The sequence below is a fragment of the Lysinibacillus sp. LZ02 genome, assembly GCF_050613145.1.
Taxonomy (GTDB): domain Bacteria; phylum Bacillota; class Bacilli; order Bacillales_A; family Planococcaceae; genus Lysinibacillus_B.
Genome location: NZ_CP192507.1, coordinates 1,949,714 through 1,965,604, shown reverse-complemented (window position 1 = coordinate 1,965,604; position 15,891 = coordinate 1,949,714). Strand labels below are relative to the sequence as shown.

At 38.5% G+C, this 15,891-nt stretch carries 18 protein-coding genes; 4 read left to right on the top strand and 14 right to left on the bottom strand.

The window, feature by feature from the left end:
* Nucleotides 1–101 precede the first annotated feature (101 nt).
* From mscL to ACQQ2I_RS09605, 3 genes are all read left to right on the top strand, one after another.
* Nucleotides 102–494: a large conductance mechanosensitive channel protein MscL gene (gene mscL / locus ACQQ2I_RS09615; RefSeq protein ID WP_431030299.1), complete on the top strand. Its 393-nt coding sequence runs from the start codon at nucleotides 102–104 to the stop codon at nucleotides 492–494.
* 169 nt (nucleotides 495–663) lie between these two features.
* Nucleotides 664–1,776, top strand: a complete 1,113-nt coding sequence (locus ACQQ2I_RS09610) for a methionine biosynthesis PLP-dependent protein (RefSeq protein WP_431030298.1) — start codon at nucleotides 664–666, stop codon at nucleotides 1,774–1,776.
* 3 nt (nucleotides 1,777–1,779) lie between these two features.
* Nucleotides 1,780–2,943, top strand: coding sequence for an aminotransferase class I/II-fold pyridoxal phosphate-dependent enzyme (locus ACQQ2I_RS09605; RefSeq protein WP_431030297.1), 1,164 nt, complete (start codon nucleotides 1,780–1,782; stop codon nucleotides 2,941–2,943).
* 122 nt (nucleotides 2,944–3,065) lie between these two features.
* On the opposite strand, the gene ACQQ2I_RS09600 is transcribed toward ACQQ2I_RS09605, so the two are convergent.
* The 4 genes from ACQQ2I_RS09600 to ACQQ2I_RS09585 form a co-directional block, all read right to left on the bottom strand.
* Nucleotides 3,066–3,680: an SCO family protein gene (locus ACQQ2I_RS09600; RefSeq protein ID WP_431030296.1), complete on the bottom strand. Its 615-nt coding sequence runs from the start codon at nucleotides 3,678–3,680 to the stop codon at nucleotides 3,066–3,068.
* A gap of 114 nt (nucleotides 3,681–3,794) precedes the next feature.
* Nucleotides 3,795–3,920 (bottom strand): YvrJ family protein, encoded by a 126-nt coding sequence (locus ACQQ2I_RS09595; RefSeq protein WP_391369549.1) that lies wholly within the window; start codon nucleotides 3,918–3,920, stop codon nucleotides 3,795–3,797.
* 55 nt (nucleotides 3,921–3,975) lie between these two features.
* Complete coding sequence (locus ACQQ2I_RS09590) at nucleotides 3,976–4,194, bottom strand: DUF2922 domain-containing protein (protein ID WP_431030295.1); 219 nt, start codon at nucleotides 4,192–4,194, stop codon at nucleotides 3,976–3,978.
* A gap of 31 nt (nucleotides 4,195–4,225) precedes the next feature.
* Nucleotides 4,226–4,441: a DUF1659 domain-containing protein gene (locus ACQQ2I_RS09585; protein ID WP_431030294.1), complete on the bottom strand. Its 216-nt coding sequence runs from the start codon at nucleotides 4,439–4,441 to the stop codon at nucleotides 4,226–4,228.
* A 122-nt stretch (nucleotides 4,442–4,563) separates the two neighbouring features.
* Here ACQQ2I_RS09585 and ACQQ2I_RS09580 point away from each other — a divergent pair, with 122 nt between their 5' ends.
* Complete coding sequence (locus ACQQ2I_RS09580; RefSeq protein WP_431030487.1) at nucleotides 4,564–4,992, top strand: DUF2621 domain-containing protein; 429 nt, start codon at nucleotides 4,564–4,566, stop codon at nucleotides 4,990–4,992.
* A gap of 38 nt (nucleotides 4,993–5,030) precedes the next feature.
* Here the strand turns inward: ACQQ2I_RS09580 and ACQQ2I_RS09575 are convergent, their stop codons facing one another.
* From ACQQ2I_RS09575 to ACQQ2I_RS09530, 10 genes are all read right to left on the bottom strand, one after another.
* Nucleotides 5,031–5,519, bottom strand: a complete 489-nt coding sequence (locus ACQQ2I_RS09575) for a CcdC family protein (protein WP_431030293.1) — start codon at nucleotides 5,517–5,519, stop codon at nucleotides 5,031–5,033.
* Between the two features lie 30 nt (nucleotides 5,520–5,549).
* Nucleotides 5,550–5,912, bottom strand: a complete 363-nt coding sequence (locus ACQQ2I_RS09570) for a response regulator (RefSeq protein ID WP_431030292.1) — start codon at nucleotides 5,910–5,912, stop codon at nucleotides 5,550–5,552.
* Nucleotides 5,913–5,971: 59 nt separating this feature from the next.
* Complete coding sequence (locus ACQQ2I_RS09565; RefSeq protein ID WP_431030291.1) at nucleotides 5,972–6,682, bottom strand: cytochrome c biogenesis CcdA family protein; 711 nt, start codon at nucleotides 6,680–6,682, stop codon at nucleotides 5,972–5,974.
* Nucleotides 6,683–6,838: 156 nt separating this feature from the next.
* The gene (locus tag ACQQ2I_RS09560) at nucleotides 6,839–7,219 is read right to left on the bottom strand and encodes a hypothetical protein (RefSeq protein WP_431030290.1); all 381 of its coding nucleotides are present in this window, start codon (nucleotides 7,217–7,219) and stop codon (nucleotides 6,839–6,841) included.
* A 1,063-nt stretch (nucleotides 7,220–8,282) separates the two neighbouring features.
* Complete coding sequence (locus ACQQ2I_RS09555) at nucleotides 8,283–8,912, bottom strand: hypothetical protein (protein WP_391369567.1); 630 nt, start codon at nucleotides 8,910–8,912, stop codon at nucleotides 8,283–8,285.
* 119 nt (nucleotides 8,913–9,031) lie between these two features.
* Nucleotides 9,032–9,940, bottom strand: a complete 909-nt coding sequence (gene rarD, locus ACQQ2I_RS09550; RefSeq protein ID WP_431030289.1) for an EamA family transporter RarD — start codon at nucleotides 9,938–9,940, stop codon at nucleotides 9,032–9,034.
* A gap of 165 nt (nucleotides 9,941–10,105) precedes the next feature.
* Nucleotides 10,106–11,866 carry an ABC transporter ATP-binding protein gene (locus ACQQ2I_RS09545; RefSeq protein WP_431030288.1) on the bottom strand — a complete coding sequence of 587 codons (1,761 nt, stop codon included), beginning with the start codon at nucleotides 11,864–11,866 and terminating at the stop codon, nucleotides 10,106–10,108.
* Nucleotides 11,863–13,617: an ABC transporter transmembrane domain-containing protein gene (locus tag ACQQ2I_RS09540; protein ID WP_431030287.1), complete on the bottom strand. Its 1,755-nt coding sequence runs from the start codon at nucleotides 13,615–13,617 to the stop codon at nucleotides 11,863–11,865. Before ACQQ2I_RS09540 ends, ACQQ2I_RS09545 begins: the two co-directional genes overlap by 4 nt.
* A gap of 126 nt (nucleotides 13,618–13,743) precedes the next feature.
* Complete coding sequence (locus ACQQ2I_RS09535; RefSeq protein WP_431030286.1) at nucleotides 13,744–14,985, bottom strand: ABC transporter permease; 1,242 nt, start codon at nucleotides 14,983–14,985, stop codon at nucleotides 13,744–13,746.
* Nucleotides 14,978–15,874 (bottom strand): ABC transporter ATP-binding protein, encoded by an 897-nt coding sequence (locus ACQQ2I_RS09530; protein WP_431030285.1) that lies wholly within the window; start codon nucleotides 15,872–15,874, stop codon nucleotides 14,978–14,980. The genes ACQQ2I_RS09535 and ACQQ2I_RS09530 overlap by 8 nt, the downstream gene beginning before the upstream one ends.
* Between the last annotated feature and the right edge of the window lie 17 nt (nucleotides 15,875–15,891).

Sequence of the window (15,891 nt, the reverse complement as noted above, 5' to 3'; positions counted from 1 at the left end):
TAAAATACAAGGAATCAAAGTTGAATTTTAATCGAAAAACTATTAGAATGAATATCTCTTAATTATACCAGTATACATCAAATGAAGGAGTTGTAATCCATATGTGGAAAGAATTTAAAGAGTTTATTATGCGGGGGAATGTACTAGATCTTGCGATTGCGGTTGTCATAGGTGCTGCTTTTAATGCCATTGTAACATCTTTAGTACAAAATATTATTACCCCACTAATCGGTATACTAGCTGGCGGAATGGATTTCACAGATGATTTTGTATGGACAATTGGCAATGAATCCGTCATGTTCGGATCATTTATCCAATCTGTGATTGATTTCTTAATTATCGCCTTCTCCATTTTCATGGCTTTAAAATTTGTCAATAAATACATTTTACGCAAGAAACAAGAAGTTGCTGAAGAGCCTACTACACCTGTAGTTGATACAAAAGAAGAGCTACTAAAAGAAATCCGTGACTTACTGAAAAAACAGCAAGCTTAATCTCTAATAAGTCTATACACGATGCATATAATTTTCAACGTCTATCCGAAAACATAGGCGTTTTTTTATTTCTTAGGTTGTCCAGTACCTTTTTACATGGTAAATTGGTGTAATAATCGATTCATTCGAAATGTTTCGCAAATTAATGTTAGTAGAGAGAGTGATTTGTATGACTGAACGTAAAATGGAAACGAAACTTGTACAACTTGGTAATTTAAGTGATGCAAAAACGGGTGCTATTAACCCCCCTATTTATTTATCAACAGCCTATAAACATGCAGGTATTGGCGAATCAACAGGGTATGACTACACACGTACTAAAAATCCGACTAGAACGATTTTAGAAGAAGGGATTGCCAATCTCGAAGGCGGTGACCAAGGTTTTGCCTGTAGCTCAGGTATGGCAGCGATCCAACTTATTTTATCTTTATTTGCTCCTGGCGATGAATTAATCGTTCCTGAAGATTTATACGGCGGGACATACCGTTTATTTAAAGTATACGGTGATACTTACAATATTAAGCCCGTCTATTCACCATTCACATCTATAGAGGATGTTGAAAGCTTAATTAATGACAATACAAAAGCTTTATTTATTGAAACACCAACAAACCCATTAATGCAAGAAATCGATTTAGTTGCTTATAACGAGCTAGCAAAGAAGCACAATTTATTATTAATCGTTGACAATACATTTTATACACCTTATTTCCAACGTCCAATTGAATTAGGGGCTGATATTGTTGTCCATAGTGCAACAAAATACATTGGTGGACATAATGACGTGTTAGCTGGTTTAGTCGTTGCCAAAGGTGCTGAACTTTGTGAACGTCTTGCCTATATTCACAACGGGGCAGGTGCTGTCCTTTCCCCAATGGATGCTTGGTTAGTTATTCGCGGTCTTAAAACATTGCATTTACGCTTAAAACAACATGATGCCAATGCCAAACAAGTAGCCGAATATTTACAATCAGAAGAGCTGGTAACAGATGTACTCTATACAGGAAAAGGTGGCATGTTATCATTCCGCTTAAAAGAGGCAAACATGGTAGATCCATTCTTACGCAATGTGAAACTCATTACTTTTGCGGAAAGTTTAGGTGGTGTAGAGAGCTTTATCACCTACCCTGCAACACAAACGCACGCAGATATGCCGTATGAAGAACGTGTAGCACGTGGTGTATGTGACCGTCTACTTCGCTTCTCTGTAGGTATAGAAGAAGCAGAGGATCTTATTGCCGATTTAAAACAAGTATTTGATACGTTACGTAAAGGAGTGTAGAAGATGAGTCGAATCGAAACAGCTTTAGTGCATGGTGCCGTTCGTGAAGGCTATGCAGATAAAAAAGGGGCCGTCAATGTACCGATGTATTTATCTTCTACATTCCATCAAGAATCGATGGATGAATTTGGTGAATACGATTATGCTCGCTCAGGAAACCCAACTCGTGCTGCATTAGAGCGTGCCATTGCCGAGTTAGAAGGTGGCGATCGTGGCTTCGCCTTTGCAACAGGTATGGCGGCTGTATCCGCTTGCTTCATGCTCCTATCTAAAGGCGACCATATCGTCATTACAGAGGATGTGTATGGTGGAACGTATCGTTTTGTGACAAAAGTATTGCCGCGCTTTGGCATTACACATACATTTGTCGACTTTACAAATGTAGAAGCCGTTCGCGCTGCCATAACACCTGAAACAAAGCTACTATATATCGAAACACCATCGAATCCTACTTTAGGAATTACAGATATCGCAAGTATTGTGACCATTGCTCGAGAAGTTGGGGCACTTACATTTTTAGATAATACATTTATGACACCCATTCATCAGCGCCCACTTGATTTAGGCGTAGATATTGTCATTCACTCAGCAACAAAGTTTTTATCAGGACACTCCGATATTGTAGCAGGTCTTGTCGTAACGAAAGACCCTGCTGTAAGTGAGCAAGTGTATTTTATCCAAAACTCATTCGGTTCATGTTTAGGGGTACAAGATGCATACACACTCATTCAAAATATGAAAACAACGGCGGTTCGCTTTAACGAATCTGCACGTGTTGCCGGTGTATTGGCTGCATACTTAGATCAGCATCCACTTGTCGAAAAAGTATACTACCCTGGTTTAGCAAGTCATCCAGGTGCAGCGGTTCATGCTCACCAATCAACATCAGCTGGAGCCGTATTATCATTTAGTCTCCCTTCTTATGAAGTGGCAAAAACGTTTGTAGAGGCGATGCAAATTCCGGTGTTCGCGGTTAGTTTAGGCGGTGTGGAATCAATTTTATCGTACCCAGCTAAAATGAGCCATGCTGCGATGGAACCGGAAGAACGAGCAAAACGCGGCATTACAGATGGATTACTCCGCTTCTCTGTAGGATTAGAAAATGAACAAGATTTACTAGAAGACTTTGCACAAGCATTAGAAAAGGCTTCACTCGTGAAGTGCTAATCGTCGCGACCATCCTTTTACGGGTGGTCGTTTTTTAATGCATGTTGCACAACACTGTAATATCGGTGAATTATTTCTTTTTCCTATAAAAAAAAGCCGCCACCACAGTGACGACTTTCGCTTTATTGCTGCAAACGTTCTTCAATTAATGTTTCCATATCGATGGCGATTGTATCATATGACACGCCTTCTTCTTGTTCAGAATAGCCTGAGTAGTTTTTCACGGCAATGCCCTTTTCATCTACTAAGAAAAATGTACTTTGATGTAACACTTGATCCGAGTTCTCTGGCATTTTTACGAGCGATTTAAATGAATTAAGCGCAAATTGCTCGATAAATTTCTGATCATACCCTGTTACTAAATGCCATTTCGACTCATCTGGCACATCATAGCGGCTTAAATAATTGGCTAACACTTCCGGTGAATCCGTTGCCGGGTCCACTGAAAACGCCACAATATTATAATCCTCTACTCCACGTTCAATTAACTTATTTTGTATTTCTGTCATATTGTACGTCATTGGTGAACAAATCGTTGTACAGTTTGTGAAAATAAACATGGCAAGCCACGGTTTGCCTTTGAAGGTTTCAAGGGATACTTCTTCCCCACGATGATCCGTTACATGAAATGATTGCACTTCATATTCTGTAGCAGCCTTAAACTTATAGTTACTACATGCACTGATAAGGACTGAAAGAATAAGTAACATGACTAATAGCATATATTTCTTTTTCATCTATCTCTCTCCACTTCTTCCTACGTTGTTTTCATCTTAACGAATTGTGGGTAAGAATACAATAGTTCCATTCGTGAAGGCTTTTAGACAAATTCGTGAAACTATATTTCACAATTACTGCCTCATGCTAAGCAGTGCTGTATGAATCGCTTCAAGCTTCGTTTCAATTCTATAAAGTAAATAAAACGATATAAAAATAGGAAAACTAATTTCTTGAATGAGTGCTAGCCACTGCTCCATCTCTTTCACCTACCTTTAAAAAGCCAGTGAGACGTCTCCCACCGGCTTTCATTTGTTAGTTCATTTCAAATTCTGTGACAGCACGTTCCACAATACGTGCAGACTTTTTCGCTATAATCGCTTGTCCGTCACGCGCAAATACATTGGACGAAACGATAGATTGCATCGCATGATTCACTTCTACATCCGTTAAGCTTGATTTCGGATTTTGCACGGAAATCGTTAGTGCCTTTCCATCAGTCATTTCAAAAATTAATTCTAACACTTGTGTCATATGCTCACCTCCTCATCATTTTTCATCGCCATTACATGACGTACTGCTTTTCTGTTTTTTCAACATCTACAAGTTCAAAATCGGTTAAACTTGCAAGAGCTAAAGCAACGGTGTTTAGTTGATCTGCTGTCACTGTTTCTACGATGTTACGATACGTTACTTTTTTGTACACTGACTCACCTTCCTCATTTTGCCCTGTTAAGAACTTTAATGTGAATGTTGCATTTTGGAATTGATACATTGCCATCTCTCATCCCCCCTTTCACTAACTAATATCGAAATTCGTCACATATAAAGGGACATACCTAATGAAAAAAAATTCAAAAACTTTTATAATAACAATGTAGAGAGAGTAAAGAGGTGAATACAGTGTTAGATGGCTGGTTTTTATGGTTTATTTTATTTTGGGTAGTCGTGCTCATCACTTTAATGAGCATTGGCGGCTTCTTTATGTTTAGAAAGTTCTTAAAAGCGTTACCAAAAGCTGATGGTAAATCGGATTTAGATTGGCAAAATTATTATTTAGATAAAACAATCCACTTATGGAGTGAGGAGTCTAAGGCATTATTAGCTGAGTTAACATCGCCTGTCCCAGAACTTTTCCGCCAAGTAGCAAAAGAAAAAATTGCAGGGAAAATCGGTGAAATTGCTTTAGAAGAAAAATCCCCTACCATTACACAAGATTTAATTATTCGAGGCTATATTCAAGCAACCCCTAAACGCGATCATAAGTTTTTACGTAAAAAATTAGACCAAATGAAAATTGATGTCTCTCCATACGAGCATTTATTTGAATAAAAAAACCCTTACGAGCAACTAGTCTCGTAAGGATTTTTTTAACTTACTATTGTTTTTTTCAATTTTTTAAACTGCACTAACATAGCAAGGCGCCATGGAATAATCATCGCCCATGCTAAAATAAAGAACATACCACCTAACTCCCCAACATCTAAGCTATTGGAGAATAGAAGCTTTAATATAATACGTAATACTAATAGCCCTACTAAAATTAAAACAAATGCCTTTGAACGTTTTAAATAAATAGCGCCTTCACGCGCTTCAAACTTCGATGTGGCTATGAGTACCGTTGAAAATAAAATGCCAATAGCAGTCGCCTCTAAAATTTGAAGCGGCGCTACACGAAATTCTTCAAATAAAAACATCAATGCCCCAGTAGACATCGCAATCGGTGGTATAATAATTTTTTTCTCATTGACAGGATTTTTTTGCGACCGTAATCTTACAAACATCACAAAGATTGCCATCATTACGGCTCCTACAGATGTAATGAGAAATAAAAGTTGAGAAGGTATTGCATCAAACACACGAATCCCTCCCCTTGTCGCTTGACCTTCTTATGCTCCTAATACATTATGGATGACTAACTTTAACTTATCAGGTGTGAATGGCTTTGTAATAAAGTCTTTCGCACCATGTTCAATCGCTTCTACAATTAATCGTTGATGTCCTAACGCAGTAATCATAATAATTTTTGCCTTTGGAAATTCAGCGATAATCTTCTTTACCGCATCGATCCCTGACATGACAGGCATCGTTACATCCATTGTTACGATATCTGGCTGAAGCTTCTGATACTGTTCAACCGCTTGCTTGCCATTTGCTGCCTCCCCGACAACTTCAAATCCCCATTCTTTTAACATATTGCCGATGGCGACACGCATAAACATCGCATCATCTACAATTAACACAGTTGGCATTCTAAAACCCCTTCACAATAAATACAACTAAAAAACATAGTTTGCTACATTGTATCAAATTAGAACCCAGTAAATCCACCAAAAATCGGGGAAAGAATACGAATTATATAATCTAAACCGTCAAAAAATAATAGTATTCCGACCGCAATCATAATCCACCCACCAACTTTGATGATTTTTTGACTGTTGCGACGAATCCATCCCATACGTGATATAAAGAAGCTTAATACGAAAAATGGAATTGCAAAACCGAAATAATACGCCAGCATGTACCACAAACCTGCATCAGGATTTGTACCTGCAAGCGCGATAATTGACATTAAAATTGGTCCCGTACATGGCGTCCACCCTGCCGCAAATGCAAGTCCAATCAACGTTGAACCAATATAACCGCTCGGACGATTTTTAAATTGGAATTTTCGGTCTTTCATCAAGAAGTCTACTTGTAGTAACCCAACAATCATTAGTCCAAATACAACGATTAAAATAGCCCCCACTTGACGCAGTAAATCTTGATATTGAATAAAGAAATCTTTCGCCAATGACGCACTAAATCCAATCGCAATAAAAATAATGGAAAACCCTAGAAGGAAAAATAGCGTATGTAAAATTGCTCGCTTTTGTAGCATCCCTTTTTCTGACTTTAGTTCATCTAACGTCATCCCTGTAATATACGATAAAAACGCAGGGTATAACGGCAATGTACACGGTGAAATAAAGCTCAGGAAACCTGCACCGAACGCTAAAAATACATTAATATCCGTAGCCATAACATTTCGTTCCTTTCTTTGTAGTGCTTCCATCGTACCAAATTTTTGTGTAAAAATCGCTTATTTGGACTGTGAAAATTTCATGGCAGAGAAGTGTTATAAATGTGAAATGCGGCAAGCGAGCAAAACTTCACATTAGCAAACTAAAATCAATGATTAACGTAAAAAATCAATGATAAGAAATAACGAATAAATAATGCATATATAGACAACTACAATCGAAAATGCCATTGCTTGAAAGCGAATTAACCACCCTATTACACTTTCTTCAGTTCGGCGATCACGCCATCTTTTCGCTGCAGTAAAGCTAATAAACCAACAATGAAATGTAACGATAATCGAAGGAAAGATACAAAGAAAAATAATGCATACAAATTTCAATGGGAGGGTTGGTTCATAATCACCGTAATTCACAATATAAAATGGCAACACAAACCAAAACATAGATGTCATTATAAGGAACATAGCGTAAATCACATGCAACCATAAATATTGACGATGCACGTCCTTGTAAAAATGAAAGGCCTCTCTCATCATCACCCATCCTTTTTACAGTCTATTACCTTAAATAACACTTTTAAAACAAAAAACACACAAAACTTTAACGAAAATAAAACATTTCTAATGAATATCTAGGTTCTTATGAAAATATGGACCTCGTAATGAGCAAAAATACATCCTAAAAATACTAGGTGAATAGTAAAAGATATTAAACAAGAGCATAATCGTAGCCTCCGCGCTTCGCCACAGCCTACACAGGAGCTAAAACAGGCGCTGCCTGTTTGGATCTCCTGTTCCTGCTCCTGACGTTGCACTTTCGTCGCAAAGAGAATCTTGGCTCCTGTGGCTATGGCGCGCTACGGCAAAAGTGAATACTTCTCAATATTCTAAAAAAGCATTTCTCTTCTTTCAAACGAAATTATTTTCTTTCCGTTTACACGTACAATCGCCTAACTTCTATTGTCATCAATGAGTAGTTTCCATTATTCTTAGCCACCGATTATTTATGAAACAATAGTTGCTTGTAGCGGAGGCACGAGAGTGTAGCTGACGGCATGCGCCTTTCGCTATAGAGCAATGTTTTTCTGCACCGGAAGTGAAGCGGCAGGTGCAAAGCTTCCTACGGGAAAAGCGATAAAGGAACGAAGGCTAAAACCGTCACATCGTGTGACAACGCCTTCGTGAGCAACATCATGTTGGCCCCAAGACCCCGCAGGAATTTTATTTACGACGAAAGCGCAGCGACAGGAGCATGGAAGCATGAGCGACGAGGAGGCTTGATCTTGCCCGTGGAAAGCGAGTGCCGGAGCGGAAAGCAACGGTTACTCAACTCGTAATATATATTTTGAGATTTGCTCATTATAGGTATGGACTTAACTTATCGGTCCCCATACAACTTCTCACGCTTTAATTTATTTCATCACCTGCCAGCGATAAAAAAAGAATCCGCTTTCTTCTATAAAGAAGATGAGCGAATTCTTTTTCATTATTTAAGCGTTTTCATCAAAATATGCACTTGACCTTTAGGTATCTTCATGACAGATACAAGCAAGAACAAATTTGACATGGAACCTATCCATCTGAATTGTTCGACAATTTGCTACGAACGCAAAAATCCGCTTACTTCCTTGCCCGCTCGTAAATTCCAAGTAGGTTCAAAGCGTCGGATAATCGCATTTTTGAGTTGATTCATTTCCTTTGTATCTTTCATCGGACAAATAGAAAAGTGAATTTTCCCCTTGTCAAACGCCTCTGTTAACCGGGCATTAATATGACAATGCGTAGCAGTTCCATCACGGTAACAGCCTTTTGCTGAAATATTGCCAATATGCTGGTTAAATCGTTCTTTGAAAGCCCTTGCACATACACCTGAAAAAACAAGCTCATTATTTACAATAATGTTGTAAACACCATTTTTTTGTAAAAGCTCATCATTCCCTTTTACAACAAAGCGTGAAAAAGGCAAATCCCCATAATTATTTAAAAACTGCTTGTAATACGGATTCCCCATGAATTTTAGCTCTAGCAATGCTTCCCCAGCTGGTCGATCGAGTAACCAGTCACATTTTTTTTCTGCTTCGAGCTTTAAATGTTCATACTTCTTTTGTTCCAACAATTGCTTCAATGTCATTTTGTCGAACTTTGCGAATGTGTTTTCAATCCCCATCTCCAACACATCTAGCCCGACTTTATGAAAATCAAAGCGTTTATCCCCTATTGTTACGTACATCCAAATTACCCCCTTTTGCTTGTACAATTGGATGTATTCGACATAATTAGAGAAATCCCTTCAAAAAAGAGAAAATAAGTTGCAAATACCCTTATTCAGCAACTTATTTTGAGTACATATTATTTTAATAATAACGCATGACGCTTTCTCGCTTCATGGATAGAAGAGTAAGAGAAAATAATAATCGCCGTCCAAATACAACTAAAGGCAAAAAGCTCTACGTGTGTAAATGGCTCTTTATATAAAAACACACCTAGTAAAAAGGTAATTGTCGGTGAGACATATTGAATAAAGCCCATTAAATAGAGTGGAATTTTTTGCGCACCTTTCGCAAATAAAATGAGTGGAATCGCTGTAATAATACCACTAATCATCATCAAAATGTCGGTTTGCCAGCCCTCATGTAAAAATTGCATCGTGTCATTGCTATATAAATACATATAATACATGAGTGCAAATGGCATAATGAATAATGTTTCAATCGCAAGCCCCCGCGTTGCTTCCAACACAATACGCTTCTTTAATACGCCATAAGTAGCAAATGATAGCGCAAGTAATAACGATACCCATGGCACTTGACCATAATTCACCGTCATGACAAGCACCCCTAATAAAGCTACAAACAACGCAGCCATCGTCGCACGTGATAGTCTTTCTTTAAAAATAAGCATGCCAAACAAGACTGAAATAATCGGGTTAATATAATACCCCATGGATGACTCTAATACCCGGTCATGTGTTACGGCCCAAATGTAAACATACCAGTTAATCGATATAAAAAAAGAGGCTGCCATCAATGAAAAAAATTGTCGCTTATGTTGCCATAAATAATGTAAATCCTCTATCAACTGTTTGCGCTTCCCAATCAATAAAATAAATAACGTTGTAAATACAAACGACCAAATGATACGTCCAAGTAATATTTCGATGCTGTTCACATGCTCAAGCAACTTCCAAAACAGTGGAAATATGCCCCAAATCGCATAGGATAAGAACGCAAACAGCATACCCTTATGTTGCTCCGTCATAAAAAAACCCCTCTATATGTAAAGTAATCACATTATAGAGGTCCGCTTACAAAAAGTAAACGTACTTTTTTCGTGTTTAGAAATAATATGTGAATCTAGTTGAAATTTTTCATGAATAGAGCAACTTAAAAAGCCGGCTAAATCATTTATTTAACCAGCTTCCGCTCATTCTACTATACCATTTTGTAGTAAATACATTTTATGATAAAGCCCTTTTTGCGCGAGCAACGTCTGATGGGTACCGCGCTCAATAATTTCCCCTTGATGTAACACTAAAATTTGCTCTGCCTCTTGAATCGTTGATAAACGATGCGCAATCGCAATTGTTGTGCGCCCTTTCCGCATTTTATCCAGTGACGCCTGAATGGCTACTTCTGTTTCCGTATCAATCGATGCCGTCGCTTCATCTAACACAAGAATTTTCGGGTTTGTGGCGATCGTTCGTGCAAACGCCATTAATTGACGCTGCCCACTTGAATACGTGGAACCACGCTCTGTAACATGCTCGTTTAACTTCTCTGGCAACTCCTCAATAAAATCCGCTTGCACAAATTTTGCTGCCTTTTCTATTTCCGCATCAGACATATCGCCATACAAACGAATATTACTTCCAACTGTTCCGTAAAATAAAAACGGATCTTGCAGCACGAGACCAAGCTTGCGACGTATTTCCTGCTGGCTATATTGTTTAATCGATACCCCATCAATGAAAATATCCCCTTGCTCAAATTCATAAAAGCGCATCAATAAATTGATAATCGAGCTTTTACCGGAGCCCGTATGCCCTACAAGTGCGACTGTTTCACCAGGACACACTGTAAACGAAATATTTTTTAGTACATCTATCTTGCCATCATAGCTAAACGTAACATTACAAAACTCAATCCGACCATCCGTAATTTTCGCTTCAACCGGATATTGCTTCGGCTCCTCATCTGTTTCATCTAATACTTCAAATACACGCTTTGCTGCTACAACCGCTTGCTGGAAAATGGCAAGTTGCTCCATCATCTGATTAATGGGCTCAAAGAAGCGGCTAATATATGTGACAAACACATACACTACCCCCACCTCCACAGCTGTATCAAATGAAGCCATGCCAAAATACATAAGTAACACCATAATCGCCGCAAAGTAGACAAGGTCGATAATTGGACGAAGCAATAAGCTATTCAATTTTGTATTACGCATCATCGCATCATAGTGCGCTTCATTAATCGTATCAAACTCCTCGTGTAAACGCCCCTCTTGACGAAATGCCTGCACAATACTCATACCTGATAATGACTCAGATAATTTCGCATTGAGCTCACTTAGCTTTTCACGCATTGCCATATACACGACGGCGCTTAACTTCCGATAGACATAAATAATGTACACAATGATCGGTAAGACCATTAGCACGTATAACGCCAGTACAGGATTTAATAAAAACATCGCTACGTATACACCGACAATTAAAAAAGCCGCTTGAATGACGCTGATTAACATATTCACAAATAAATCTTTAATCGCTTCGGTATCATTTGTTGCGCGCGAAACAATTGCTCCTGCTGGCACTTTGTCAAAATATCGCATCCCAAGTCGGTGTATTTTACTAAATACATCGATTCTTAGTTGCTGAACGACCTTTAAGGCAATGACTTGAAATTTATAGTGTTGATAATAGCGGAATATAACGTTTAATACCTCTATCCCAATAAAAGCACTCGCTAACACAACAAGTGGTCCCGTTTCAAAATAACGAGGTATAATATGATGATCGATAAACACTTTAATTAAATATGGTGTCATGACTTCCCCAGTGACCGACAGTACTAACACAATAAGCGCAAGCGTAAGCCCCTTTTTATGTGGGGATAAGTATGTAAAGAGCCGTTTTAAAATCACGGTTTGCTCCTTGCGACTAATCGTCTGTTTACTCATACTGCCCCACCTCGTTCCACTAATTGCTCCAGCTGTTGCAGCTCATACATTTCATAATACCGCCCCTTTAACGCCATCAGCTCATTATGTGTCCCTTTTTCTATAACCGTTCCACTTGCCATAAACAGAATGAGGTGTGCATGTGAAATAGCACTTAAACGATGCGAAGTAATAATGGTTGTTGAATTAGTACATTCCTCTTTTAATGACTGAAGAATAGCTTCCTCTGTTTTCGCATCAACAGCTGATAAGGAGTCATCTAAAATTAGCAAGTTTGGTTGCATCAGTAACGCACGTGCGATGGAAATACGTTGCTTTTGTCCGCCAGAAAGTGCTACTCCACGCTCGCCTACAACGGTGTCATATCCTTTGGAGAAACGCAAAATATCTTCATGAATATGCGCTAACTTAGCTGCCTGCTCTACTTGTTTATATGATGCCTGTTCATTCGCAAAAGCGATATTGTGAAATACACTTGTAGAAAAAAGGAAATGATCTTGCGGCACATAGCCAATCGCTTCTCGGAGTCTTTCTTTTTTGTAATTTTCGATCGCTATACCACCGTACGTAATTTCACCTTCATATTGATCGAATTGCCGAAGAAGTAACTTTAAAATAGCGGTTTTCCCTGCCCCTGTTTTACCGACAATCCCTAACGTTTCACCTTCTTTTAGCTCAAAGAAAATGTTCTTTAATGTTGGATAAGCGTCTCCTGGAAATGTAAATGAACGAACGTTAAAGGTGATTGCACCACTTGGTACCTGATTAATCGCACCATCCATATCTTCCATCTCTACTGGTACATTAAGTAATGATTCAATTCGTTCATAGGATGCACTTCCGCGTTCTACAATATTAAAGAGCATCCCGACAGCTAACATCGGCCAAATAAGGAGACCTAAATACGTCGTGAATGCCACTAAATCACCGACCGTCATTACTTCTTCTACGATAAACTTAGCCCCAAACACTATACTTAAAAAATAACTAATCGCTACAACTAAACTAATCGTTGGGTCAAATAAAGCATCGATTTTCGCAACGCGCACATTTTTCTCTACAACCTCACTTGATAATCGGCGAAAATCTTCGATATCTGCTGCTTGATAACCAAAGGATTTAATGACCTTCACACCAGATATGGACTCCTGTGTTTTATCATTTAAGTCGGAAAATGCTTGTTGTGCAGTACGGAATCGTTGATGCAATAGCTTGCCGTAATAACTTGTGGATAAAGCCATTAACGGCATCGGAAGGAGCGCAATTACTGTAAGGCGCCAATCAATCGTAAATGCCATCGCTAAAATGACAAAACCACCTGTTGTCACAGAGTCAAAAAGTGTTAACACCCCACCTCCAGCCGTTTGTTGTACAGCCGCAATATCATTTGTCGCATGTGCCATTAAATCGCCGATACGACGTTGTTGATAAAATGACGGGCTCATTTTTGTCAAATGACGAAATAACTTTTCCCGCAACGCTTTTGCTAAATAATTAGAAGAACCGAAAATCTTCTTCCGCCAGTAGTATCTTAAAATATACATAGTAATCGCAACACTAACAATGATAGCAAGCCATTTCAATAGGGATGTAGCAGTCAATGTCCCTGCCCCTATTTCATCCAACGTCATACCAATTATTTTTGGTGGGATGAGTTGTAATAACGCCACTAGCACAAGCATTGAGATACCTAGAATATATTCTTGCTTTCGCTCCTTAAAAAACCACCCTAGCTTGATAAATATTTTCATGAAACCCCTCCATCAGATTCGTTTATTTTACCAAATTTTCAGAAAAATTAGAATAGTTTTTAGCGGAGGTGTTTCGATTAATGAAATAAAAAATCCCCTCCGAGTAAACGCTCAGAGGGAACAGAATTATGTTGTCACTTTAAATACGGTTTTAATTTTTTGAATGACGCCGCCTGTTGAGTATGTTAATACGCTTCGTTTATAGAATGATAGACTTAGGAAGTAAACAGCAACCACTGTCAACCCTAATACGGCCAATGAAATAATTGGTTCCATCATGCCCATATCGGTACCACCAATGCGCATTGGCATCACCATTCCTGCTGTAAACGGAATATAAGAAAATACTTTAATCAGCATTGTATCAGGATTATTCATGCCCGCGATCATGACATAGAACGCGATAATAATGACAATCATCGCTGGCATCATCACTTGATTCCCTTCTTCTACTTTGGAAACAAGTGAGCCGAATAATGCCCCAATAATTAAATATAGTAAAATCGTTAACACTAAGAAGAGGATCACAAAAATATAGTAGGAAACTGATAGTTCACCTAGAAAACTTGTGACCATATCCCATTTTGCGCCATCATCTGTAAAGCGCAACAAACCGAATAATACTGCTAAAATAATAGTAAATTGTGTCAGTGCGATTAAGAACACACCAAATACTTTCGAGCGGAAATGCGTCTCTGGCTTTACGCTGACAAGTAACATTTCAAGTGCTCGTGAGCCTTTCTCACTTGCTACATCTGTCGTAATAATGGATAAGAATGAAATGACTATGATATAAATGATAATACCTGCTGCATAGGAACCGAGCATTCCTGCCATCTTTTCTTCTGTCGATTTGCCCTCATTCTCTACTACATTCACTGTTGTCATACCAATCAGTGGTGTTGTATCAAGAAGAAGCGCCGCCTGTTCATCTGTTAAATTTAACTGACCAATTGAAAATAGCTGTGCAGCTGTTTCGATACTATCTGTTAACTGCTGCTGTATGGAAAACGTTAATGGGTCATACGAATAAATTTGTGCAGCCAGTTTTCCTTCTGTTTCTGACAGCTCAATTGCCGCTACGTACTCCCCGTCCTCAAGTGATTGATCAATCGCTTGCATATCCGGAATCGTTTCATACACTAAATCACTTGAATCATGAAAGTGCTCTGTCACATTTGATTCTGTATGATTATACAATGCAACAATATCAGCTGGACGATCTTCGTCGGTAAATAACCCTTTGATTTCTGGCCAAAATGTCACACCAACAATGAGTAATAAGTAAAAGGCCGTCGAAAAAATAAATGTTTTTGATTTAATTTTTTGCTTGTAGAGCTGCTTGAGTAATACGCTGAATTTAGACATGTGTGCCACCTACTTGATCTTTAAAGATTTCATCGAGTGATAAATAATCGAGGCTAAATTTTTCAATATATTGCCCATTTGAAACGACCTTAAATATATCTTCAGCAAATCGCTCATCTTCTAGTGTAAGCACATATTCATCCTTTACATATTGACATTCTTTCACACCTGGTAACGTCATATCAAGAAGAGATAACTCCGTCCGAATCGTTAACTTTGTTTTTCCGTACTGCTTCTTTAAATCAAGTAATGAGCCTGAAAATAAAGATATACCCCGCTTTAGTAAACATAAATGATCACAAAGTTCCTCAACGTTGTCCATCTGATGACTGGAAAATAAAATTGTCATCCCTTGATCACGAAGATGTAAAATGGCATTTTTCAGTAAATCTTTGTTAACCGGGTCAAGCCCGCTGAATGGCTCATCTAAAATGAGAAATTTTGGCTTATGGATGAAGCTAGCAATGAGTTGCACCTTTTGCTGATTCCCTTTGGATAATGTCTCTGCCTTATCTTTGCGCTTTTCCTCTAGCTCAAAGCGCTCAATCCAAAAATCAATTTCTCGCTTTAGCTCGTCGCGTTTCATCCCACGTAGTTCGCCAAAAAAGTATAATTGTTCTTCCACTTTCATTTGTGGAAAAATGCCGCGTTCTTCTGGTAAGTACCCTAAAAGATCTCGATTCACTTTATTGATTAGTGTACCTTCCCACGTAATTTTCCCTTCCGTCGTTTCCTGTAAATCTAAAATCATTCGGAACGTTGTCGTCTTCCCTGCGCCGTTTTGTCCGATGAGCCCAAAAATTTCACCCTTGTCAATTTCAAAATTCAAATCTTGCACAGCGGTAAAATCTTTGTACCGTTTCGTCACATGTTCAAGTTTTAAACCCATGCCAATACTCCCTTCTC